This window comes from Acinetobacter sp. YH01004 (assembly GCF_013420455.1).
Classification (GTDB): Bacteria; Pseudomonadota; Gammaproteobacteria; order Pseudomonadales; family Moraxellaceae; genus Acinetobacter; species Acinetobacter towneri.
Window position 1 is genome coordinate 50,943 of sequence record NZ_VOXZ01000001.1, and the last position, 22,732, is coordinate 73,674.

At 41.3% G+C, this 22,732-nt stretch carries 24 protein-coding genes; 8 read left to right on the forward strand and 16 right to left on the reverse strand.

What is annotated here, in order from left to right; genetic code table 11:
* Window positions 1–146: 146 nt before the first annotated feature.
* The gene (locus tag FTT71_RS00260; RefSeq protein ID WP_180160628.1) at window positions 147–1,142 is read left to right on the forward strand and encodes an alpha/beta hydrolase; all 996 of its coding nucleotides are present in this window, start codon (window positions 147–149) and stop codon (window positions 1,140–1,142) included.
* A 64-nt stretch (window positions 1,143–1,206) separates the two neighbouring features.
* Here the strand turns inward: FTT71_RS00260 and FTT71_RS00265 are convergent, their stop codons facing one another.
* The gene (locus FTT71_RS00265; RefSeq protein WP_004976871.1) at window positions 1,207–2,388 is read right to left on the reverse strand and encodes a hypothetical protein; all 1,182 of its coding nucleotides are present in this window, start codon (window positions 2,386–2,388) and stop codon (window positions 1,207–1,209) included.
* Window positions 2,389–2,644: 256 nt separating this feature from the next.
* On the opposite strand from FTT71_RS00265, the gene FTT71_RS00270 reads away from it, so the two are divergent.
* Window positions 2,645–4,156, forward strand: coding sequence for an aldehyde dehydrogenase family protein (locus FTT71_RS00270; RefSeq protein WP_004976873.1), 1,512 nt, complete (start codon window positions 2,645–2,647; stop codon window positions 4,154–4,156).
* A 227-nt stretch (window positions 4,157–4,383) separates the two neighbouring features.
* Here FTT71_RS00270 and FTT71_RS00275 read toward each other — a convergent pair whose 3' ends face one another.
* From FTT71_RS00275 to tkt, 4 genes are all read right to left on the reverse strand, one after another.
* Window positions 4,384–4,968 (reverse strand): YceI family protein, encoded by a 585-nt coding sequence (locus FTT71_RS00275; RefSeq protein ID WP_004976875.1) that lies wholly within the window; start codon window positions 4,966–4,968, stop codon window positions 4,384–4,386.
* Window positions 4,969–5,104: 136 nt separating this feature from the next.
* The gene (locus tag FTT71_RS00280) at window positions 5,105–5,590 is read right to left on the reverse strand and encodes a GNAT family N-acetyltransferase (RefSeq protein WP_218947074.1); all 486 of its coding nucleotides are present in this window, start codon (window positions 5,588–5,590) and stop codon (window positions 5,105–5,107) included.
* Window positions 5,591–5,768: 178 nt separating this feature from the next.
* The gene (locus tag FTT71_RS00285; RefSeq protein WP_004976879.1) at window positions 5,769–5,984 is read right to left on the reverse strand and encodes a hypothetical protein; all 216 of its coding nucleotides are present in this window, start codon (window positions 5,982–5,984) and stop codon (window positions 5,769–5,771) included.
* 152 nt (window positions 5,985–6,136) lie between these two features.
* Window positions 6,137–8,125, reverse strand: coding sequence for a transketolase (gene tkt / locus FTT71_RS00290; protein ID WP_004976881.1), 1,989 nt, complete (start codon window positions 8,123–8,125; stop codon window positions 6,137–6,139).
* 749 nt (window positions 8,126–8,874) lie between these two features.
* On the opposite strand from tkt, the gene metK reads away from it, so the two are divergent.
* Window positions 8,875–10,041 (forward strand): methionine adenosyltransferase, encoded by a 1,167-nt coding sequence (gene metK / locus FTT71_RS00295; protein WP_004976883.1) that lies wholly within the window; start codon window positions 8,875–8,877, stop codon window positions 10,039–10,041.
* 158 nt (window positions 10,042–10,199) lie between these two features.
* The gene (locus FTT71_RS00300; protein WP_096901196.1) at window positions 10,200–10,511 is read left to right on the forward strand and encodes a monooxygenase; all 312 of its coding nucleotides are present in this window, start codon (window positions 10,200–10,202) and stop codon (window positions 10,509–10,511) included.
* Between the two features lie 152 nt (window positions 10,512–10,663).
* On the opposite strand, the gene FTT71_RS00305 is transcribed toward FTT71_RS00300, so the two are convergent.
* Window positions 10,664–10,894: a hypothetical protein gene (locus FTT71_RS00305; RefSeq protein ID WP_371971114.1), complete on the reverse strand. Its 231-nt coding sequence runs from the start codon at window positions 10,892–10,894 to the stop codon at window positions 10,664–10,666.
* Between the two features lie 315 nt (window positions 10,895–11,209).
* Between FTT71_RS00305 and FTT71_RS00310 the strand changes: the two genes are divergently transcribed.
* Complete coding sequence (locus FTT71_RS00310; protein ID WP_154320816.1) at window positions 11,210–11,419, forward strand: hypothetical protein; 210 nt, start codon at window positions 11,210–11,212, stop codon at window positions 11,417–11,419.
* Between the two features lie 20 nt (window positions 11,420–11,439).
* On the opposite strand, the gene FTT71_RS00315 is transcribed toward FTT71_RS00310, so the two are convergent.
* The 3 genes from FTT71_RS00315 to FTT71_RS00325 form a co-directional block, all read right to left on the reverse strand.
* Window positions 11,440–12,075: a LysE family transporter gene (locus FTT71_RS00315; protein ID WP_096901197.1), complete on the reverse strand. Its 636-nt coding sequence runs from the start codon at window positions 12,073–12,075 to the stop codon at window positions 11,440–11,442.
* Between the two features lie 159 nt (window positions 12,076–12,234).
* Window positions 12,235–12,810, reverse strand: coding sequence for an FxsA family protein (locus FTT71_RS00320; protein ID WP_004976892.1), 576 nt, complete (start codon window positions 12,808–12,810; stop codon window positions 12,235–12,237).
* A gap of 168 nt (window positions 12,811–12,978) precedes the next feature.
* Window positions 12,979–13,362, reverse strand: coding sequence for a YkvA family protein (locus FTT71_RS00325; RefSeq protein WP_096901198.1), 384 nt, complete (start codon window positions 13,360–13,362; stop codon window positions 12,979–12,981).
* A 200-nt stretch (window positions 13,363–13,562) separates the two neighbouring features.
* Between FTT71_RS00325 and ruvC the strand changes: the two genes are divergently transcribed.
* Entirely contained in the window at window positions 13,563–14,108 is a 546-nt protein-coding gene (gene ruvC / locus FTT71_RS00330; RefSeq protein WP_004976895.1) for a crossover junction endodeoxyribonuclease RuvC, read from the forward strand.
* 24 nt (window positions 14,109–14,132) lie between these two features.
* Here the strand turns inward: ruvC and FTT71_RS00335 are convergent, their stop codons facing one another.
* On the reverse strand, window positions 14,133–15,653 hold the full coding sequence (locus FTT71_RS00335; RefSeq protein ID WP_180160630.1) for an NAD(P)H-hydrate dehydratase: 1,521 nt from the start codon (window positions 15,651–15,653) through the stop codon (window positions 14,133–14,135).
* 21 nt (window positions 15,654–15,674) lie between these two features.
* On the opposite strand from FTT71_RS00335, the gene queG reads away from it, so the two are divergent.
* Together queG and bioB are read left to right on the forward strand one after the other, a co-directional pair.
* The gene (queG, locus tag FTT71_RS00340; protein WP_218955386.1) at window positions 15,675–16,775 is read left to right on the forward strand and encodes a tRNA epoxyqueuosine(34) reductase QueG; all 1,101 of its coding nucleotides are present in this window, start codon (window positions 15,675–15,677) and stop codon (window positions 16,773–16,775) included.
* 289 nt (window positions 16,776–17,064) lie between these two features.
* Window positions 17,065–18,057 carry a biotin synthase BioB gene (bioB, locus tag FTT71_RS00345; RefSeq protein WP_104851863.1) on the forward strand — a complete coding sequence of 331 codons (993 nt, stop codon included), beginning with the start codon at window positions 17,065–17,067 and terminating at the stop codon, window positions 18,055–18,057.
* A gap of 85 nt (window positions 18,058–18,142) precedes the next feature.
* On the opposite strand, the gene FTT71_RS00350 is transcribed toward bioB, so the two are convergent.
* The 6 genes from FTT71_RS00350 to FTT71_RS00375 all read right to left on the reverse strand — a co-directional run bounded on the left by FTT71_RS00350 (window position 18,143) and on the right by FTT71_RS00375 (window position 22,559).
* Window positions 18,143–18,352, reverse strand: coding sequence for a hypothetical protein (locus tag FTT71_RS00350; protein WP_004976903.1), 210 nt, complete (start codon window positions 18,350–18,352; stop codon window positions 18,143–18,145).
* Window positions 18,353–19,017: 665 nt separating this feature from the next.
* Window positions 19,018–19,761, reverse strand: a complete 744-nt coding sequence (locus FTT71_RS00355; RefSeq protein ID WP_004976907.1) for an adenosylcobinamide-GDP ribazoletransferase — start codon at window positions 19,759–19,761, stop codon at window positions 19,018–19,020.
* 2 nt (window positions 19,762–19,763) lie between these two features.
* Complete coding sequence (locus FTT71_RS00360; protein WP_180160631.1) at window positions 19,764–20,363, reverse strand: histidine phosphatase family protein; 600 nt, start codon at window positions 20,361–20,363, stop codon at window positions 19,764–19,766.
* Window positions 20,360–21,418 (reverse strand): nicotinate-nucleotide--dimethylbenzimidazole phosphoribosyltransferase, encoded by a 1,059-nt coding sequence (gene cobT, locus FTT71_RS00365; RefSeq protein WP_004976913.1) that lies wholly within the window; start codon window positions 21,416–21,418, stop codon window positions 20,360–20,362. The genes FTT71_RS00360 and cobT overlap by 4 nt, the downstream gene beginning before the upstream one ends.
* Window positions 21,415–21,936, reverse strand: coding sequence for a bifunctional adenosylcobinamide kinase/adenosylcobinamide-phosphate guanylyltransferase (gene cobU / locus FTT71_RS00370; protein WP_096901203.1), 522 nt, complete (start codon window positions 21,934–21,936; stop codon window positions 21,415–21,417). The genes cobT and cobU overlap by 4 nt, the downstream gene beginning before the upstream one ends.
* On the reverse strand, window positions 21,933–22,559 hold the full coding sequence (locus FTT71_RS00375) for a 2'-5' RNA ligase family protein (protein WP_096901204.1): 627 nt from the start codon (window positions 22,557–22,559) through the stop codon (window positions 21,933–21,935). The genes cobU and FTT71_RS00375 overlap by 4 nt, the downstream gene beginning before the upstream one ends.
* Window positions 22,560–22,732: the final 173 nt, after the last annotated feature.

Genomic DNA, 22,732 nt, shown 5'->3' on the forward strand with positions numbered 1-22,732 from the left:
GAACCATCTCAGATGCGTTCTGCTTTTTTTGCTGTTCAGAACAAAATGAACTCGCAGCATAAAACTAAAGCGATTTAGATGCAGAGGGTTTGCATAATTCAATTTGACAAATGCGCACAGCTCATCAAGGATATAGTCAAAATAAAATGGATGACGAACACCTTATGCTGTTAAGTAAAAAACAAAAAACAACACCAAGCTATCAACCCGATATTTTGGGTGCCGATTACCAACAAATGACGCTGGATTTTCCATCTGATTATGAAGGCAAAGTGATTGCTACCTTGGTACGCAAAAAAGCTGAACAGGAAACCCGTAAAGCCGTACTTTATATTCATGGTTTTATTGACTATTTCTTTCAAACTGAAATGGCAGACCAGTTTAATCAGTACGGCTACGACTTTTATGCCTTAGATTTGCGCAAATACGGGCGTTCGCATTTGTCACATCAGCATTGGTACAACGTGCGCAGCTTGTCTGAATATGATGCAGAAATTTCCGCTGCACTTGAGCAAATTGCCGCAGAAGAACATGACTCAGTGATTTTGGCGGGACATTCAACAGGTGGATTAATCACCACGTTATATGTAGCACATCATCCCAATCATCCACTGATTCGTGGTTTATGGTGTAACAGCCCTTTTTATGATTTCAATATGAGCGAAATTGAGAAAAAAGTCGGTATTCCGCGCTTAAGCCAATTGGGCAAATTGCTGCCAGAAATGAAATTTCCAAGCCGCCTCAATCCATTTTATGTACCAAGTCTACACAAGCAATATCATGGTGAATGGTTATTTAATTTGGAATGGAAAAAGCCACGCTATCCTAAAGTACGATTAAGTTTTGTACGTGCAATTCATGAAGCGCAAAAAGAAATTCATGCCAGTGTGCATTTGGGTGTACCCACCTTAATTATGCATGCGAGTCAAAGTAGTTATCCACGCCAATGGAATGAGATTGCGCAACGCACTGACGTAATTTTAAATGTTGCAGATATGCAAAAATATGGGCATCACATGCATGGCGATATTCAGCTTTGCCAAATTGAAGATGGCGTGCATGATTTGGTGCTTTCTGCGCCAGAAGTCCGCGCGGAAGTGTATCAGTCCTTGTTTGACTGGTTAAACCGCAAAGGGCTGTAAAAACTAAAAAAAACAGTAAGACTAAAGGACAGTGAAATGAAAGCCTAAAGACTTGATTCGTCATTTAGGCTTTGTATTTTAATAAAATTTGATGTGCAGGATGATGCTTTGGCATCAGTTCAATTAAACGCTCTACCGCATCAATCGCTTCAGGGCTATGCGCCAAATGTTTCAGCAATACATCGGTATCTTGTGCATTAAAAATGGCATCACTCAGGCGTGATTCTAAACAATCTCGCCATGCGCATAAAAATGGACTTTCAGTTTTCGCCAAAAATACCCCTGCACACGTTTGCAAGGCAGACTGCACATAACCTGCATCTAAAGCCTGCTCAGCTTGTAAAAAATCGGCTTCAATATGCGCCAAAACTCGGTAAGGACGCGAGCCGAGCATCCCCCCTAAAATATCGCGTAATTGCGACATTTCAGCTTTTAGCGTTCCCATGCTGACTTTACGCTCACCATATAGTGCTTGGTGTAAAGTGTCTAAACTCATGCCTTGTGGGCAAAGTGCCAAAATCACCAATATTTCAATTTGACGCGGTGTCATCACCACCACTTTGCCATTAAATAACACCTGTGGCACACGAAACGCGCGAATATAAAGCTGCTGTTTTTGCTGTTCCAGCAACGCATTTTGAATTAAAGAAGCACAGCGCTCTGCTGCCAACAAACCCAAACTGTTATGATTTTTCCAAGTGGTCGATAAATCAATCACGCCCAACACTTGTTTGGAATGTGGGTCTAAAATTGGTGCGGCATAACAAACCCAGTCATGTAACGATGACATATAATGTTCACTGGAAAACACACAACTGGCTTGCTGAGTTTTGAGTGACAAAGCCAAAGCATTGGTACCCACCAACTCTTCACGCCACTGTCCACCCTCTACAAAATGTACTCGTTCCGCCACATTACGCATTTGAGCGCTCGCTGCCGTCCAAATAATCGTACTGCCCACATCGCCCACGGCTGCCACCATGTCGGACTGCTGCGCGATATGTTTTAAATCTTCTGCGCAATTTTGCACAGCTCTCTGTAAAGCCGAACCGCCTTGCGGATGCGATAAACTGGAATTTAACGGAGCAGCCTGCCGATCTACAGGAATTTCTGCAATTTCAGAGCGTTGCCAAGAATTTAGAATACTCTGCTGAATTTGCTGCGCATGCAGCGGCGATAAACTACTGCTTTGTCTAAACCGTTCAATATGCAGTTTTTTTTCCAATAGATCTTGTTTTTTCATCATGACTGATTCTCACAATCCTGTGGGCATTACATCCATTGTACTGCTTACTTTTGTAAGGATTTGTTCGCTGCTTGTAAACCTGCAACTTTCCAACCTTTTTCCAACCTTTTTCCAACCTTATATTGGTATGCTAATCAAATAACGTACTAAAGTACCTTATACCTTAGCCGTAAATTTAACCTGATTTTAGACACAGGATTGTGATAAAAGGTAAAGATGACGGCAGATTATAAAAAACCATCAAAGGAAGAGAATTATGCGTTACGTAGATCCCAATCAACCCGGTTCAAAAGTTCAATTTAAAGCACAATACGAAAACTTTATTGGTGGCGAGTGGGTCGCCCCTGTAAAAGGCGAATACTTTGAAAATATCTCTCCTGTAGATGGCAAAGTATTTACCAAAGTCCCACGCTCATCGGCAGAAGACATTGAACTGGCTTTAGATGCAGCCCATAAAGCCAAAGCACAATGGAACAGCTCATCTCCAACCACACGCTCCAACATTCTGCTTAAAATTGCAGATCGTTTAGAACAAAATCTAGAATTATTGGCAGTGGCAGAAACATGGGATAATGGTAAGCCTGTTCGGGAAACATTGGCTGCCGACATTCCATTGGCGATTGACCATTTCCGTTATTTTGCAGGCTGTATTCGTGCCCAAGAAGGCGGAATTTCTGAAATTGATGAAGATACCATTGCCTATCACTTTCATGAGCCGTTGGGCGTTGTGGGGCAAATTATTCCATGGAACTTCCCAATTTTAATGGCAACATGGAAACTTGCACCTGCTTTGGCTGCGGGTAACTGTATTGTACTTAAACCTGCGGAGCAAACCCCTGCTAGTATTTTAGTTTTGGTCGAACTGATTCAAGATTTATTGCCAGCAGGCGTATTAAACGTAGTCAATGGTTACGGTGTAGAAGTGGGTCGCCCATTGGCAACCAATCCACGTATTGCCAAAATTGCATTCACAGGTTCAACCCAGGTCGGTCAATTGATCATGCAATACGCCACTGAAAACATCATTCCAGTGACTTTAGAGCTTGGTGGTAAATCTCCAAATATTTTCTTTGAAGATATTATGGCGCAAGATGACGACTACTTAGACAAAGCACTCGAAGGCTTTGCTATGTTTGCGCTGAATCAGGGTGAAATTTGTACTTGTCCATCACGTGCGCTCGTACAGGAAAGTATTGCTGACCGTTTCCTTGAAAAAGCCATTGAACGTGTTAAACGTATTAAAACAGGTCACCCGCTTGATACTGAAACTATGATTGGTGCGCAGGCATCGCAAGAACAACAAAACAAAATCTTGGGTTGTATTGCGACAGGTCGTGCCGAAGGTGCGCAAGTTTTAACAGGTGGCGGTGAACGTCATGAAGTTGGCAGTGGTTTCTATATTGAGCCGACAATTTTCAAAGGCACCAATGACATGAAAATTTTCCAAGAAGAAATTTTCGGCCCAGTGCTTTCTGTGACTACATTTAAAGACTTTGATGAAGCCATTAAAATTGCCAATGACACCATTTACGGTTTAGGTGCAGGTGTTTGGTCACGTTCTGCGCACACTTCTTACCGTGCAGGCCGTGCTATTCAGGCGGGTCGCGTTTGGACGAACTGTTACCACATCTACCCTGCGCATGCCGCTTTCGGTGGTTATAAAAAATCAGGTATTGGCCGTGAAAACCACAAGATGATGTTAGAACATTATCAACAAACCAAGAACTTGTTGGTGAGCTACTCAACTAAACCTGCTGGCTTCTTCTAAGTTGGTTAATTCAACCTTAACATGATGAATGAAAATGCGAACTTCGGTTCGCATTTTTTATGTTTTGGATATACGAATGGACAAAAAGTAAAATAAAAAAGCCATTCATCCAAACAGATTTTAAAGCCATAGACCTCAAGTTGCTGACATTAAAATCATGGATAAAAATCACAGACATAAAAAAGCACCATTTTTAAAATGATGCTTTTTGATCAAATCATTACTACTTATTTTTTAGCAGCTACAGACGCTTCTGTAGTGATGTTGACAGTAATTTTATCACCTACGTTTGGTACATAGCTTGCGATACCAAATGCAGAACGGTTGAATGATGTTGTTGCATTAAAACCAACAGTCGCTGCCTGAGTCATTGGGTGTGGACCTTGTTTGTTCAATACTGCGTCAAGTACCACTGGCTTAGTTACACCTTTAACTGTTAAATCACCTGTGATTTTAAAGTTTTTCTTGTCTTGAGTTTCAACTTTTGTACTTTTAAAAGTAATGGTTGGATATTTTGCTGCATCAAACCAATCTGCTGCCATTAAGTGCTCATCTAAAGCTTTTACGTTGGTGTTGATGCTACTTAATGGAATCGTCACATTCACAGATGAGTTAGCAGGTTTTTTCTCATCAATGTTGATAGTACCTTGAATGTCTGAGAAGTTACCTGATGGCGTAGAAAAACCGAAGTGATCCCAAGTAAATACAGTAGCAGTATGCGTTGGGTCAATTTGATAAGCCACTGGTTTAGCCATTGTCATTGTTGCTGCAGACGCGATAGCCAAACCTAAAGCAATTGATTTCATGTTCATATTGTTCATCTCTAAAAGTGTTGATACGTTTCAATGAGGTTTAGTTTATAGATTTTTGCTGCAAATACAGGATTAAAGATAAAACAGTATGTTGCATGACTGAAACGATAAATTTGTAAAAATATGCATGCGCGTTTTACATCGCTGTTGCAGGGCTGCGATATTGAATAAAACCTGTTCTTTTTGCGACACGATCATACAACTGCCGTGCCTGTAAATTATCTTCATGAGTCAGCCAATATACCCGATCACATTCACGCTGTTGCGCTGTTTGATTCACCTGCTGAATAAGCTGCTGAGCAATTCCCATCCCTCTGTACTCAGGCAAGGTATATAAATCTTGCAAATAGGCATAAGGTTTAAGCGTCCAACAACTGTCATGTTCAATTACATGCACAATGGCGACAACTTGAGTTTGATATACGGCAGCAAAACCATAAATATGCGTACTGTGTGGATTAATTAGTTTTGACCACGTATTTTGCGTAACCTCATCACTTAATTGCACCTGATAAAATTGCTGATAACCCTGCCAAAGTGGTTGCCATTGCTCAAATTGGATTTCACTTAACGCTACAATGTCGATGTGCTTAAATTGACGATCTAATATAGTTGTCTGCAAGCTTTGATGTTGCCTGATTATTTTTGCATCGAATCATTTTACTAATTATGCACAATTCATATTATGCTTAGGCTATTTTATACACTATTTTTCAGCAATAAAAAAGCTTTACCCTACGCATAGAATAAAGCTGTTTTTGACGATACACCTTTTAATGCACCGTATTCATCGCAATAGATTAAAGCTTCTCAATCAAAATACGATCAACCTGCTTTAAGCCTGATTGCTTTTCATGGTTCTTACGGCGAATTTTGATTTGCTGATCTTCAGCCAAATCCTGTAACAACAACTCTACCGCCACCATAGCTTCAAGTGGTAAATCTTGTCCAATCCACTTTTGCTCACCCGCATCCATTAAAGTGACTTCATCATTAATTTGCTCGTACAAACTCATTTCTCATCTCACTCAATTACACAGAGGTTTATTCACAAACCTGACTTACACTGACAAAATTTGTTGGATCATCACATCGAATACCAAACAAATATGCAAAAATAAAAGACGTCCCTTTGCAGGAACGCCTTTAAAAACACTGGATTAAAAAATTAAGCTGTTAATTCTTTTACTGCAGCAACAACCGCTTCAGTGGTAATGCCAAAGTACTGATACAAGTCTTTTGCAGGTGCAGATTCACCATAAGTTGTCATACCAATAACTTTACCGTCTAAGCCGACAAACTTCCACCAGTAGTCTACATGCGCTGCTTCAACCGCAACACGTGCACGAATATGTGATGGCAATACCGCTTCACGATATGCTGCATCTTGCTTCACAAATTCTTCTGCACACGGCATAGACACAACACGTACACCTTCAAGCTGCGCGTATGCTTCCATTGCCAAGCCCACTTCTGAACCTGTTGCAATAATAATGGCTTTCAATTCACCTTTTTCTTCAGCCAAGACATAACCACCTTTTGCCACGTTCTCAATTTGCGCTTGAGTACGAGTTTGGAATGGCAAGTTTTGACGTGAGAAAATTAAAGCAGTTGGACCTTCGCTGCGTACTAATGCAGATTTCCAAGAAATAGCCGCTTCAACGGTATCTGCAGGACGCCATGTATTTAAGTTTGGCGTACCACGTAAAGATGCAATTTGTTCAATCGGTTGGTGTGTTGGACCATCTTCACCCAAACCAATCGAGTCGTGGGTATACACATGAATCACACGTTGCTTCATTAATGCAGACATACGCACGGCATTACGCGCATATTCCATAAACATTAAGAATGTTGCAACGTAAGGAATGAAACCACCGTGAAGTGCTACACCATTTGCAATAGCAGTCATACCAAACTCACGTACGCCATAATGCACGTAGTTCCCTGCTGCATTGTCCTGAACGCCTTGGCAACCCTTCCAAAGGGTTAAGTTTGAACCTGCCAAGTCTGCAGAACCACCCAATAATTCAGGCAATAATGGGCCAAATGCTTGCAAAGTATTTTGGCTGGCTTTACGCGTTGCAATAGTTTCAGCTTTAGCATTGGTTTCAGCAATAAACGCATCTGCCTGCGCGATGAATTCTGCAGGTAGTTCACCGCTTAAACGGCGTTTAAGTTCTGCAGCTTCCGTTGGATATTTTGCCGCATAGGCATCAAAAGTTGTATTCCATGCTGCTTCTGCTTCTGCACCTTTCGCTTTAGCATCCCAAGCGGCATATACATCTTCAGGAATAACAAATGCTTCATCTGTCCAGCCTAATGCTTGACGCGTCAAAGCGATTTCATCATGGCCTAATGGCGCACCGTGACAGTCTTCTTTACCTTGTTTGTTTGGCGAACCTAAACCAATAACAGTTTTACAAATAATAATAGTCGGTTTTTGCGTTTCAGCTTTTGCTTCAACCGTTGCAGCACGAATTGCATCGGCATCGTGACCATCAACTTTTAAGACTTGCCAGCCGTAAGATAAGAAACGTTGTTCGGTATCGTCAGAGAACCAGCCTTCTACTTCACCATCAATAGAAATGCCGTTGTCATCATAATAAACAACCAGCTTGCCTAAACCTAAAGTACCTGCCAATGAACATGCTTCGTGTGAAACACCTTCCATTAAGCAACCATCACCCAAGAAACAGTAAGTGAAATGGTCTACAACCTGAATATCTTCTTTATTAAATTGTGCAGCCAGTGTTTTTTCTGCTAAAGCAAAACCAACAGCATTTGCAATCCCCTGACCGAGTGGACCAGTGGTGGTTTCAATCCCTGGTGCATAACCCAATTCTGGGTGGCCAGGTGTTTTAGAGTGTAACTGACGGAACGCTTTTAAATCTTCGATTGAAAGATCATAACCTGTTAAATGCAACAACGCATATTGCAACATTGAACCATGACCATTAGACAATACAAAACGGTCGCGGTTTGCCCATTGTGGATTGGTTGGGTTGTGATTCAAAAATTCACGCCACACCACATCGGCAATATCTGCCATCCCCATCGGTGCACCTGGATGTCCTGAATTTGCTTTTTGCACAGCATCCATTGCCAATACACGAATTGCGTTTGCAATACGACGTTCGTTAAGCGGGGTCGTCATAGGTCAGAGTCCACAAAAAATCGTTAAATAGAAGAAGATGAATAGAATTCAAAACAGCCGCTATTCTCTCAAAAAAACGCCTGAGGGGTAAAGCCTATGCAACAATATTTCCGCATTAATTCCCATTCAGGGTATTTTTCGTGCAAATTCAAAGACGTTTTCACGTTTATAACAACAAGAAAATAGCTAATTGCCGTGTTAAGCTCTATTCTTGGCAAAATTCTAAAGTATAGATATTTCAATTTATAGACGCAGGATGGAATTGTGATGTCGCTCTTGCAGCAACTCCAATCAAATGCCTAGCAACAAGTTAAAACACAACAGTATTCTGTAGAAATAATAGACAGATTTTAACACATCTTGAATTTTATTCACTTTTCACACAATAAATTGAATCACAGCCATCGTCCAAAATTTTAAAACAGCTTTTGAAAATGCAGCTTGATGCAGATAAAGTCAATTCAAAGTCTTTAAATTACCCATCTACAATATTGTTTTTAAAAATGATTCACCACTTAAAAACAAGGTGCTCCTTAGTTTAAAATTATGACAGCATACTTTAGCCAACATGAATATTTTTGAGTCACAATATAGTCATACCGATACTTTATCTATTTTTTAGCTAAAGATATGCGATAAAAAGTCATTGAATTGAAATAAATTCAGCCAATTTAGTCGTAATGCGCTAGTCCTAAAGTCTAACTCGATGTAACATATTGCGTCTTTTGAATTTAACTGTGATAGGACTTATGCGCGAGTACGCTGTATTTACCTCGGAATCTGTAAGCGAAGGCCATCCAGATAAAATGGCTGACCAAATCAGTGATGCCATTTTGGATGCAATCTTAAAAGAAGACCCTTATGCGCGGGTTGCTTGTGAAACGCTTGTAAAAACGGGTGCGGTTGTACTGGCAGGTGAAATCACAACAACTGCAAATGTCGATTTTGAAGCCGTTGTTCGTCAAACCGTAAATGGCATTGGTTACCATCATTCTGACTTAGGTTTTGATGGTTCAACCTGTGCGGTCATTAACATGATTGGTAAACAATCACCTGAAATTGCACAAGGTGTAGACCGTCAAAAGCCTGAAGATCAAGGCGCAGGTGACCAAGGTTTGATGTTTGGTTACGCCAGCCGTGAAACTGATGTATTAATGCCTGCCCCAATTTCTTACGCACACCGCTTAATGGAAAAGCAAGCTGAATTACGTCGCAGTGGTGCTTTGCCGTGGTTACGCCCAGATGCAAAAAGTCAGGTGACTTTTGCTTATGAAAATGGTGTGCCTGTACGTTTGGACGCGGTGGTGTTATCTACTCAGCACGATCCTGAAATTTCGCAAATTCAGCTTAAAGAAGCGGTAATTGAAGAAATTGTGAAAAAAGTGATTCCTGCAGAAATGTTCCATGCAGACACCAAATTCCACATCAACCCAACAGGTATGTTTGTGATTGGCGGCCCTGTCGGTGACTGCGGTTTAACTGGTCGTAAAATCATTGTCGATACTTACGGCGGCATGGCACGTCATGGTGGCGGTGCATTCTCTGGTAAAGACCCATCTAAAGTTGACCGTTCTGCTGCTTACGCAGGTCGTTATGTTGCAAAGAATATTGTGGCAGCTGGCTTGGCAGACAAATGTGAAATTCAGGTGTCTTATGCTATTGGTGTTGCAGAGCCAACGTCAATTTCAATCAACACCTTCAACACTGCAAAAGTGGCAGATGAGTTGATTATTGCTTTAGTACGTGAACACTTCGATTTACGTCCATACGGCATTACCAACATGTTGAACCTGTTACAACCAATGTATAAACAGACTGCAGCTTATGGCCACTTTGGTCGTCAAGGTTCTGACACTGCATTTACATGGGAAAAAACCGACAAAGTTGAGGCGTTAAAAGCTTCTGCAGGTCTGTAATGTAAAACTTTTCAGTTTTATCAAGCTCACTTCGGTGGGCTTTTTTATGCCTAAAATTTAGCTGTCAAACCACAATATACAAAATACGAATATGTTATAGTGAATCATTCCTGAGATTTTTTAAATACTCATCTAAGATAATGATGTAGGAGTTTATTATGGCGGTTATTCTTCAAGTCGATTTCCCTTCTGAAGGCCCATTTGGCGAAAGCATGAGCCAAGCGTACCGTGAACTTGCAGAAAGCATTAACCTAGAAACTGGCATGCTTTGGAAAATTTGGACTGAGAACGGTCAAACACAGGAAGCAGGTGGAATCTATCTGTTTGATCATGCGGCCAATGCTGAACGCTATTTAAAAATGCACACTGCACGTTTAGAAAGTTTTGGCGTGAAGGATATTCGTGGCAAGATTTTTGAGGTGAATGCTGCACTGTCTGCAATCAACCAAGCTGACTTCTTAAGTCGCTAATCTTTTTAAATTGCTCATCCATATTGAAGAATAAAATGGTGAGTCTCTTCAATATTGAAAAAACAGTTGAATAAAATCCTGAGCCATTTAATGACTCAGGATTTTTTGAAATCTTGTATAGACGAAATAAACATTAAGCTTGGATGTAGCACTTATTGGGTACGAATCACCTCAAGCACCGATTGTTGCACAGGTACTTCTTGATGATCTTGCAAATATACATGCACGACTTTAAACACAACGGCTGCTGCCAAGCATGCCAAAATACAGAATAACCAGAAACTATAAGGACTACGAATATTGTGTGAACCACAAGTACCACATTCTTTTTCTGATGATTCCACCACCCGATTGCAACATGCGCAACGATACTGATGATACAGCATAGGTATTCTCCTACTTCACTGTAATTCTTGTTTTTATTGTTACACCATCTACCCTGATGCAGTGTAATTTTGTTTAAACAACTGTGACACTTTGTAGCCTGCATCCTTTGGATGATTGAGCAGACACAATCGCTTGTGAATTAGAATGTCAAAGTTCTGCTATTCGCGCAAATCGTATTTTTGAATAAACAGTCACTTTATCCATCTAAAATAGGTATGCCATGCTAAAATTCTGCATGCTCGATTACTTGAAGTTTAGACTCAAGCTTGGCTTTCAGCACATATTTTTTTATTACACGGAGTAAAGTTAAAGTGGTGCAACTCATTAAAAAAGGTGGCTTGCGAGAACGTGCCAACCGTAGTCGTAAATACCAAGGTTCGGAAAATACCGAAGCAACTTTGCAATCAAACCGTACTTATCAGCCCAATCATTTAGATAAAACTGAAAACACGACTGCAACCGAAATACTGAATGAAAAATCGTCAAACTTGGCTTTGGACAACATCAAATCATCTAACTAATTGGCATCAAAACCTATGTTTTAAAACATACGCAGTGCATCTAACCACAACCACACAGCAAATAATAAAAATAATCCGCCCGAGACCATATCAATATAACTGCCTGAACGCTGATATAACTTTTTCATTTTTGGTGTCGAAAGTAGCAACATAAATAATGTAAATGTCACAAAAGTTTGGATTGGAATAATCACTGCCAATTGGGCTTTTAAAGATGCACTTGCCGATGAACTCAACGCCAAAGCAAATACACTACTAAAATAAATTAAGGTTTTCGGATTAGATAAATTGGTGAATAGACCCAATAAAAAGTAGTTTTTTGCGGCTGGAATTTGCACTTGAGTATCATCAAACTGTTTACGCTGCTGCCAACTATGCCAACCACCCGACAACATGCCCCATCCCATTTTGGCAAGAAATAAACCGCCAATCAGCATTAAGACTTGCTGAATCCAAGGAAACTGCTGCACCAAAACCGTAAAACCCAATAGGGTCAGCACTACCCACACCACAATCCCCGATGAAATGCCCGCAATAATCTGCAAGGTATTACGACGGGTATTGCTGGCTGCACTTTTGGCAATTAATAAAACATCTGGGCCTGGGCTAAGCTGTGCCACAAAATGCAGCGCACAAATGGTGAATAACAAAGACATAAATACATTAGGAGAATTGAAAGTCCGATTATACCTTGTGCAGCAAGAGAATAAATAAGGCTTTAAAATAGGCCTCTCAATATTTGAATATTTACCCAAAAACACACATAAAAAAAACCGAATCAGCACGATTCGGTTTGATCTCAAGCATCACCTATATTATTTAGGTGGATTGACATCTTTCATTTCAATTTTTTTCGCATCGGGGGTAATTTCACGTGCTTCACCGTCAATAATACTGGAATCACGACCACCGCCCTGCTGATTTTGCATGTCTTGCATTTGGCGCATTAAATCTGCAAACGGGTTTTGACCTGCTCCGCCCATGCCATTCATATCGCCCATCATGCCACCCATCATTTGATCCATCATGGCTTGCTGACGTTTCATCATGGCTTTCATCATTGCCGCTTTAAAGGCATTTTGTACGGCAGGAATCATCACCAGCAATGCCAAAACATCGCTAATTAATCCTGGAATCATCAATAAAAAACCCGCAAAAATTTTAGGTAAATTATTGCTCAGCGCAGGATCGGCACTCATCTGCCCCATTTGCATTTGCTGCATTTGTGGCATCACGCCTGCAGAATATTTACGAATCAGGTTCAAACCAATGAAGAAAGCAGCGACAAACCAAAAGAACACGTACCACATGCTCCCCACTAGGTCGCCCACACCAATCCAGACGAAGACTTCAAGAACTAAGCCAATTAGAACAATAAGAAATAATTTCATGAAAATTAATCTAATCTCAACAAAATAAATAAAATGCAGTAACCAAGTGCTTCATCGGGATCAAGCTTTTTTGATTCGCTGTTGTTTCAATATGGGCATTATTGTATTTTTAAAGGTTAAGTCTGTCATTAATATTTTCATCATCACCCAATAACAGACTTAATACGTCTATATATTTAAACGATAAAGATAAAAATATGCGGCATAAGCCAATAATAACCACAACGCAATAAAAACTGATGCTGCAATATAACTGCTCGGTTTTTGACTGATCGCATCGGCTTGTAAACGACAGCGCTGCATTACCTCTGCAGGTACTAAACGCAATACCAACATGATGCCCAATGGCACTAAAATCAAATCATCCAAATAACCCAAAACAGGTATAAAGTCTGGAATTAAATCAATGGGAGAAATAGCATAAGCAGCGACCAACAATGCCAAAAGCTTTGCCATAAACGGTGTTTCAGGATCACGTGCTGCAAACCACACCGCATAAACATCTCGTTTAATTTGCTTCGCCCACTGTTTTAGCCTATTAATCCACTTCATTGCCGCTCTCATTTGCTACCGTATATAAAATATACGCCTCAAAACTTAAAATAAAATGAAGTCCAAAATTGAAAATATGGCAAAGGATACATGCTAATTGTTTAAACGGCAGCTTACTGACCGAATGTTTTGAAATTACTCCACACAAAAGAGATTTAAACTCCTATAATTCAACTTGATGTAATTTTTTAAGGCTTGGCATGTCACTTATTATTGGAATCGACCCTGGTTCTCGTCTAACGGGCTACGGCATTATTGAACGTGATGGCGCTAAATTACGTTTTGTAGATGCAGGAACCATTCGCACCGAAACCAGTGAAATGCCCGAACGCTTAAAACGGATTTTTGCAGGGATTGAACGGATTGTGAAATTTCACGGCCCGACTGAAGCAGCAGTTGAACAAGTGTTTATGGCGCAAAATCCAGACTCTGCCTTAAAATTGGGACAGGCTCGCGGGGCAGCGATTGCCGCTTTGGTAAATTTAGATTTACAAGTGGCGGAATATACCGCTCGTCAAATTAAACAATCTGTCGTGGGTTATGGCGCTGCCGATAAAGAACAAGTACAAATGATGGTCATGAAATTATTAAATCTATCCATCAAACCACAACAAGATGCTGCCGATGCTTTGGCTGCTGCAATTTGCCATGCTCATGCATCGGGCAGTATGACCAAATTGGCTGTGCTCAATGCCTTGGGCGGTATGGCTCGCGGGCGCAGTCGCTCAAGCTCCAGACGTCGCTAAATCAGCATCGCCATCGCTTATATTTTACCGATTCACAACCTGATAAATCGCTTGGCTCATGTGCTGTGCCTGTAAACCGCGCATGCCCTGCTGTGCCAATACATCCCCCGCCAAGGCATGTAACATGACAATTTCATGCAATTGAATTTTATGATGAAACTGGGCTTTTAAACTGGCAATCATGCCTGCCAACACATCGCCCATACCACCTGTACCCATACCAGGATTGCCTGCGGTACAAATCCACAATGAACTTGCTTGCGGTTCTGTAGATGCAGCTTGCAAAGTCAAACTACCTGAACCTTTTAACACCCAATCGCCTGCATAGCGTTGCTGCAATTGCTGAATCGCGGCAATACGGTCTGCTTCAATGGCTGCAACCGTAGTATTGAGCAAGGTCGCAGCCTCACCTGAATGTGGTGTGGCATAACTGTTCGGTTTTAGTTGGGCTGGATGATGCGATGAATGCGCTTGCTTCGCCAAAAACCATAAGGCATCGGCATCGTAAACTACTTCTACCTCGGACTGATTTAGTGCAGCAAACCAGTCTGCATAATGCTGTTCTGCCCAAGCATCACGTCCTAAACCCATCCCTAAACTTACGGCATCGACCTGTGAAATTAAGTGCTGAATTTCTGCGCCTGTCAGTGCGTCTATATCCCGCAACATTAAATTCGGCGCACGGCTTAATATCGCCACATGATGTTTGGCATGACAGACCACAGTCACTTTCCCTGCACCTGCGCTTGATGCGGCTTCTGCAGCCATCATCACCGCACCACCCATTTGCGCATGTCCGCCCACAATCAACACATGCCCATAACTGCCTTTGTGTCCAAAAGCCTGCCGTGCGGGTAATTGAATCAAATGTGGTGTGAGTTGGGCCAACGCTTTGAGTTCTGCATCGGCTGGAATCAAATCCAGCACATCGACCAGTCCAGTATATTCCTGTGCCTGCCCTGTAAATAACCCTGCTTTCAAACCCAAAGCTGTAAAGGTGTAATCGGCTTTAATTGCACATGGCAATGGCTGCCCCGTGTTGGCATTTAAACCGCTTGGAATATCAACCGCAATTTTTAAACCCGCTTGTTGATTCATTGCGTGAATAAGCGACTGCCACTCATCATTTAAAGGACGATCTAAACCAATACCAAATAATGCATCAATATAGCAGTCATAACTTTGTTGAAATGCAAAACCTTGAATTATATTGACTTGTTCTGTCTGAGCTTCTAAAAAAGCCTGATGTAAATCTGCCGATGAACCGCGTGTTGCGGCATAAATATCGACTTGAAAACCTGCTTGTTTTAAATATTTTGCAGTTAAATAGCCATCGCCTGCGTTATTGCCTTGTCCACAACACACAGCAATTTTTTGTATTGTAGATGGCTGTGCGGCAAAAATTTTGCGAAGTTGTAAATGCAGTGTCCACGCCACTTGCTGCATTAAACCGTAAGAACTATTTTGACGGGAAAACCAGCGCTGCTCCCACGCTTGAATACTTTGGCTATGATAAACAGGGCTATGGTACACTTGCTGCGGCATTTTCTTCCCTTCTATTTTGTTATGGCAACATCCACTACTTCAGCACATATTTCTCTGCATCAAGACGATCCAGCCGCCTTGAAAGCGTGGATTAAAGCTCAAGCTTTGGCGCTTGGTTTTGCTGATTGTGTCATTGCCAAACCAGATGCTCAAGCAGAATTAGCACGTTTTCAGGAATATTTAAAACGTGGCTATCATGGCGATATGAAGTTTCTAGAAGAAAATTTAGACAAGCGCGCCAATCCCACCCTGTTAGTGCCGAATACAAAAAGCATTATTTGTGTGCGCATGAATTATTTGGTGGAAACACCACGTCCACGACACATTCCCGATGCACCTAACTCTGCAATTATTGCCCGTTATGCACGTGGGCGCGATTATCATAAAGTCATGCGCGGACGCCTAAAAACTCTTGCCACCCGTATTCGTGAAAAAGTGGGCGAGTTTGAATCACGCCCCTTTGCGGACTCAGCCCCGATTTTTGAAAAGTCGTTGGCTGAAAGTGCTGGCATGGGTTGGACAGGTAAACATACCTTACTGATTCATAAAAAATCTGGGTCATTTTTTGTATTGGGTGAGCTGTTTACTTCACTAGATTTGCCTTTTGATCCACCTGCAACATCGCATTGCGGCTCTTGCACAGCCTGCATCGACATTTGCCCAACGCAAGCCATTGTTGAACCTTATATGTTAGATGCGCGTAAATGTATTGCTTATTTGACCATTGAATATCAGGGTATCATTCCTGAAGAATTACGTCGTGGCATTGGTAATCGGGTGTTTGGTTGTGATGATTGCCAACTGATTTGCCCGTGGAATAGCTTTGCTCAAGTCACCACGGTGGAGGATTTTCATCCCCGACATGCCTTAGATCAGGTCAGCTTGCTAGATTTATGGCAATGGGATGAAAGCACATTTTTAGCCAAAACCGAAGGTAGTCCATTACGTCGTACAGGCTATCAAAGTTTTATGCGTAATATTGCAATCGGGCTTGGAAATGCCCCATTTTCAGCACAGATTTTACAAATTTTGCAGCAAACGCGAACACAGCATGATGAGATTGTGCAAATCCATATGGATTGGGCCATTCAGGAACAATTGCTTAAACAGCCTAAAATTTAAACAAAAACTACCACCAAAATAGTGCGATATTTTAAGTGCAGTTTTCTTGCCAATTTATGCAAATAACTAAATTTTAGCAACCAATTCATCGCAAAAATAATAATCCATAAAATTTAATTTTGCAGCGAAATATCAGAAAAATTGCTTAAGTTTGCAACTAAATAGACTGCATGATTTTAATTCTATTCTGTCGAATATTTGCCACGAAATTGGGAGATTATGCCTTTCTGATTCAAACTATTTGTGTATGATACAGACTATGAATAATAGGGATGATGGACTTTTACTTATGTCAGTACGCAATGATTGGACTCGAGAAGAAATTCAGCAGTTATATGAACAGCCTTTTCTGGATTTAGTCTTTGAAGCACAGCGTGTGCATCGCCAACATTTTGCTGCCAATACTGTACAAGTCAGTACCTTATTGTCGATTAAAACAGGTAAATGCCCTGAGGACTGCAAATATTGCTCGCAGTCTGCGCATTATGATTCACAGCTTGAAGCTGAAAAACGCATTGCGGTTGATAAAGTCATTCAAGAGGCTAAAGAAGCTTTAGCATCAGGTTCTTCACGTTTTTGTATGGGCGCTGCTTGGCGTAATCCGCATGAACGTGATATGCCCTATGTTTTAGAAATGGTGCGTGAAGTCAAAGCTCTGGGCTTAGAAACTTGCATGACTTTAGGGATGTTGAATCAATCTCAGGCAGAACGCTTAAAAGATGCAGGTTTGGATTATTACAACCACAACCTAGACACATCGCGTGAATATTATCCGAATGTCATTAGTACTCGTAGCTTTGATGACCGCTTAAATACTTTGGATATTGTGCGTCAAACAGGTATGAAAGTGTGTAGTGGCGGTATTGTCGGTTTAGGTGAAGACACCCAAGACCGTATTGGTTTATTGCATGAATTGGCGACTTTACCGTTACATCCTGAATCTGTGCCGATCAATATGTTAGTTCCGATTGAAGGTACACCACTGGCTGAAGTCGAAAAGCTAGATGTGATTGAATGGATTCGTACTATTGCAGTTGCACGTATTATCATGCCAAACAGCTATATTCGTTTGTCTGCAGGGCGTGAATCGTTGTCTGATTCAGATCAGGCATTGGCATTTATGGCAGGTGCGAACTCGTTATTCTCAGGTGAAAAACTTTTAACTACACCAAACGCAGGCGAAGGCAAAGACAAACAATTGTTCCAAAAGTTAGGCTTAGTGCCTGAACGTGCTAAACCAACGGTTTCTGAATTGTCGGTAGATGCGATGGCAATGGCTTAAAGTTTTAGCATCCATCCAAATGTACAAAGTCCCGCAAAGGGACTTTGTTTTTTATGCAGCAAAATAAGTTTATGCGGCAATGCTTTTAAGAGGTGATTAAAATTCCGTAACTGGCATTTAAATACTGCCCTGTTTTAATAATATCTACCCCGTTGGCATGTTCTACCGTCAGTTGTTGCTGAATCGCATCATAATAAAACCGATCATAACAGTCCTGATGATGCAGCAACCACGTCAAAGTATCTGCTAGATTGTCATCTACAATATACGTTTTTTCTTGAAAGTTTTTAGCCATAAATACGGTCAGTTCAATATTTCTAGGTACTGGATTTTAAGCGGAATACCTTGTGGGATAAAGTGTGCGGAGGATAGAAAATTTAATTGTGCACTTGTATAAATCAAACTTCGTACAGCATGAGAAGTCTCCCCACCAAAAGAGGTGGGAATGATATATGTAGTTTTGAAGATGGATAAGTGCAGTCTAATCTATACATGCAGGCAAGACTAAGCAAAATATTCAGGCTATTAGCCTAAAATAAAAAAGTGAGTCATAAAGACTCACTTGGTTTTAATACAGATTCAATACTTAACATTATTGTGTCTTAGAATCCCCACACTTACGACACTCTAAATGCGCCCCGATTTCTTCCATTGCGTCATATTCATAAATATGGATACAGAAAATTTGCTTTAACAGTTTGATCATAAATGACATTCCTTTTGATTTTTATACATCACGTTTGTGATCTCATCCTGAGATACAAATGCCATCAAGGCTGATTGACATAAACTACTATTATCATATTTAAAAAAAATAGCAAATCTAATTTAGGAACTTTCCGACAAATGACAAATTCATCTGCATACTTGCTGAAATTGAGTGCATAAATAGCTGTAAATTCATTCGCTTATATTATTTCAATTTTCAGCGCACTTGAAACAAGAAAAACTGCTCAAAAGCTAATTTATTAAAAACCAAAGAATCGCAATAGCCAATAACATCATGCTTTCTGTTATTTCAATACTCGCACCAACGGTATCGCCCGTAATTCCACCTAAACGCTGCATAAATTTATATCGCAAATACAAGGTGCTAAGGATAAAAGTCAGAACGGTCACCAAACCCACCCATCCCCAAAGCACTCCTGCAAGCAAGGTCAATGCGATCACAATTTTTGTGCCTGTTTTAGGCAAATGTGCCTGAATAGCAGTGCCTAAACCATTGGCACGTAAATAAGGCGTGCTTAAAAATAAAACCAAAGCGCTTAATCGTCCCAATACGGGTACAAACAGCAAAAATGCCAAATACTGTTGTTCGAGCAATACATACAACGCAGACCATTTTAATAAACAGCAGATCAGTAAGCTCAATACTCCAATCGGGCCGCTGCTTGGGTCTTTCATGATGTTTAAGCTACGTTCAGGATCACCAAAACCGCCGACCCATGCATCGGCAGTATCAGCCAGTCCATCTAAATGTAAACCACCTGTCAGCCAAATCCAGAGCACTAAAATTAAGCTGCTACTCAGAACCAAAGGCAAGAATTGCAATAAATGCGCCATCCCCCACAGCGCAGCTCCAATTAGTAAGCCAACGAGCGGATAAAACAGCAGTGATTGTGCATTTTGCGCTGCAGTTGGCATCTGTTTTAAAGAAACAGGAAAAGTGCTCAGGAATTGCAAGGCAATCCAAAAAGGTGTCATGTTTACCCCTGCATGCAAATGTTGCCATTGGGATGTAACTGGAATGAACTCAATTGCCCCAACGCTGCAGACATTTTTAAAATATCGTCTAAAGATTTTTTCTGCGCCAATACTTTGAGCAATTTAATTACCCCGCCATGCGTGACCAATAACACACGTTTAGGTTGTTGCTCGAGTTGTTGTAAATATTGGTTGAGATCGGACAGACCTTGCAAAACGCGCTGCTGAAAATTTAGCAAAGATTCTGCTTGTGGCGGACTAAATTGGGTCGGTGTCATCCAAAATTTAGCTAAATCTTCAGGGTATTGTTCATATAAGGTTTGAGTGGAAATAGCTTCCCATGCACCAAAATGCATTTCCTGAAATTGTGCATCAATATACAGTGGCAATTGCTGTGCTTGCGCAAAGGTCTGAGCAACCTGCAGACAACGCTGTAAAGGTGAACTTGCCACAACATCCCATCGCTGTCCTGTAGCTATTGCCGTGTTTAAAGTCTGCTGCATGTCTTGCCAACCTTTTAAAGTCAAAGCATCATCGGTTGAGCCACGCAAAGTATGACCCAATTCTGTTTCGCCATGTCTTAATAGGTCTAGCATGATCATAAAGATACTTTCTCACCAATAACCGCAGCTTCGGCAAAAGTCGCCATTTGATTATGCAAGGCACAGGCCAGTTGGATAATGCCCAATGCCGCGCCCGCACCGCTGCCCTCACCTAAGCGCAAATTTAGATGCAGCAAGGCTTGTGCACCTAATGCTTCTAATAAGCGACGATGTCCATATTCAGCCGATTGATGCCCAAACAACATCCATTCTCGGACTTGAGGATTTAAACGCACTGCAACTAATGCAGCAGCACTGCTGATAAAACCATCCACCACCATCGGCAAGCCCAACTGCGCACAGCGAATATACGCGCCCACCATTGCAGCGACCTCCAATCCACCAACTGCACATAAGGCTTTAAAAGCATCATCTTGCACATAGTTCTGATGTAGAGCTAAAGCAGCATCAATCACCTGTTTTTTATGTTGCAATTGTGCAGTGTCAATTCCTGTGCCTATGCCAGTCAAGGCTTCAGCAGGTTCTTGTAATAAAAAGCAAGACAAGGCTGATGCCGAACAGGTATTTCCAATACCCATTTCACCTGCGACATAAATCGAGGCCTGCTGTGCGATGGCATCTTCCACACTTTGACGTCCAAGTGCCATCGCATCTGCACACGCTTGTTCAGTCATGGCGCGGGTTTTAGCAAAATTCGCTGTGCCTGCACGAATACAATGCCGCTCTACTCCTGCATATTCATACGCTTCCCCGACCGAGCCGCAATCCACCACTTGTAAATGCGCCTGATATTGTCGGGCGATGACGCTGATACATGCCCCACCTGTGGCAAAATTTTGTAGCATTTGCCGAGTCACGGCTTGGGGATAGGCGGAAATATTTTCTTCCATCACGCCATGATCGCCTGCGAAAATACATATCCACGGACGTTCAATATTCGGCTGCGTTGTTCCTTGCAAAGCCGCCAGTTGAATCGCAATATTTTCCAATGCTGCCAATGAACCTGTTGGTTTGGTCAATTGAAGTTGTCGTGCAATTGCCTGTTGTTTCATCTGTTCATTTGGCTTTTGACACGCTGCAAACCACCAAGTCATTTCTTCTCTCCTTTTAAAAGCATTGGAAAACCTGCGACGCAGAACTGCACTTTGTCTGCAATTTGTCCCAATTGCTGATGTAATCGCCCTGTTTCATCGACAAATTTTCGGGTTATTTCGCCCATCGGTACAACGCCCAAACCTGTTTCATTGCTCACTAAAATAATATCGGCTTGCAACTGAGGCAAAACTTCGAGCAATGCTGAAATTTGTTGTTCGGCAAAGCTTTCTGCAGATTGCATCAACAAATTACTCATCCACAAGGTCAGACAATCTACTAAAATCACAGCATTCGGATGATCCAGCATCTTTAACTGCTCCGCCAAATACAAAGGCTCTTCGCACAATTGCCAAGTCTGCGGACGCTGTTGTTGATGATGCTGAATCCGCGCCTGCATTTCTGCATCGCCCGCTTGTGCAGTTGCTACATAAATGACGGATTTGCCAAGTTGCTGCGCGGTTTGCTCAGCCATACGGCTTTTACCCGAACGCGCACCGCCCAAAATAAGTTGAATCACATGTGCTCCAAAGGAAATTGATGCGTGCTAAATAGCTGACCTTGTAAAGTGTGTGCCTGATAATAACCAAAATTTAAATGATGGATATCTAAATCGAAATATTGCACGGGGAGATTTTGAATACGCTGCAAAATCAAATTGGTTGAACACGCTGTTTGATATAAACCCAAAGTAATATGTGGATGATACTGTAAAGCTGCGATTTCAGCCCCGCCTACGCTAAGTGCCTGACGTATACGCGCCAGTTGCTGTGATTGATCTTGCACTTCTACAAATAAAGCACTATCAAAACTATTGATGCCGCCCACTTTCAGTTGAAAAGGCTCTAGTTGCAACTGCTGTAAGGCTTGAACTTGTTGTTGAAATTGTGACTCGAGAAAGTCATCTTCCCAATGCTTTTTTGCTGCATAAAACCCACAAATATATAAGGTGATATGAAACTGGCGAGTGTTTGGGCGAAATAATACATCTGAAAATTGCTGTTTTAATTGTTGTAAATAACATTCTAAAGCTGGATGTTGAACAGCTAAATACCAAAGCACATAACGCTCACGCCCACGATGCCATTCAGGATAATCATGCTGCTGTGTTGGAATAACGTACTGATTGGCTTGAATAAACACGGGATAATTCAATGAATTAAAACAGCTTATGGTAAAACATTCACAACTGAATAGACATGAAAATCATGCAATTTGAGGTGAATATTTTTCAGTTTGGTATTTTAACCATCTACATCATTTAAATAATTTTGATTTTAATGAGATGGATAAAATTCAGAAGATGGCTGAAACAG

Bases quoted from the DNA above. Each gene is read 5' to 3' on its own strand.
- FTT71_RS00300 (WP_096901196.1), top strand. From the start codon at position 10,200: ATGGCGGTTATTCTTCAAGTCGATTTCCCTTCTGAAGGCCCATTTGGC.
- metK (WP_004976883.1), top strand. From the start codon at position 8,875: ATGCGCGAGTACGCTGTATTTACCTCGGAATCTGTAAGCGAAGGCCAT.
- FTT71_RS00360 (WP_180160631.1), bottom strand. From the start codon at position 20,363: ATGATCATGCTAGACCTATTAAGACATGGCGAAACAGAATTGGGTCAT.
- queG (WP_218955386.1), top strand. From the start codon at position 15,675: ATGGCAACATCCACTACTTCAGCACATATTTCTCTGCATCAAGACGAT.
- ruvC (WP_004976895.1), top strand. From the start codon at position 13,563: ATGTCACTTATTATTGGAATCGACCCTGGTTCTCGTCTAACGGGCTAC.
- FTT71_RS00270 (WP_004976873.1), top strand. From the start codon at position 2,645: ATGCGTTACGTAGATCCCAATCAACCCGGTTCAAAAGTTCAATTTAAA.
- cobT (WP_004976913.1), bottom strand. From the start codon at position 21,418: ATGACTTGGTGGTTTGCAGCGTGTCAAAAGCCAAATGAACAGATGAAA.
- FTT71_RS00320 (WP_004976892.1), bottom strand. From the start codon at position 12,810: ATGAAATTATTTCTTATTGTTCTAATTGGCTTAGTTCTTGAAGTCTTC.
- bioB (WP_104851863.1), top strand. From the start codon at position 17,065: ATGTCAGTACGCAATGATTGGACTCGAGAAGAAATTCAGCAGTTATAT.
- FTT71_RS00260 (WP_180160628.1), top strand. From the start codon at position 147: ATGGATGACGAACACCTTATGCTGTTAAGTAAAAAACAAAAAACAACA.
- FTT71_RS00285 (WP_004976879.1), bottom strand. From the start codon at position 5,984: ATGAGTTTGTACGAGCAAATTAATGATGAAGTCACTTTAATGGATGCG.
- FTT71_RS00335 (WP_180160630.1), bottom strand. From the start codon at position 15,653: ATGCCGCAGCAAGTGTACCATAGCCCTGTTTATCATAGCCAAAGTATT.
- FTT71_RS00265 (WP_004976871.1), bottom strand. From the start codon at position 2,388: ATGATGAAAAAACAAGATCTATTGGAAAAAAAACTGCATATTGAACGG.
- FTT71_RS00275 (WP_004976875.1), bottom strand. From the start codon at position 4,968: ATGAACATGAAATCAATTGCTTTAGGTTTGGCTATCGCGTCTGCAGCA.
- tkt (WP_004976881.1), bottom strand. From the start codon at position 8,125: ATGACGACCCCGCTTAACGAACGTCGTATTGCAAACGCAATTCGTGTA.
- FTT71_RS00325 (WP_096901198.1), bottom strand. From the start codon at position 13,362: ATGAAGTGGATTAATAGGCTAAAACAGTGGGCGAAGCAAATTAAACGA.
- FTT71_RS00350 (WP_004976903.1), bottom strand. From the start codon at position 18,352: ATGGCTAAAAACTTTCAAGAAAAAACGTATATTGTAGATGACAATCTA.
- FTT71_RS00315 (WP_096901197.1), bottom strand. From the start codon at position 12,075: ATGTCTTTGTTATTCACCATTTGTGCGCTGCATTTTGTGGCACAGCTT.
- FTT71_RS00355 (WP_004976907.1), bottom strand. From the start codon at position 19,761: ATGACACCTTTTTGGATTGCCTTGCAATTCCTGAGCACTTTTCCTGTT.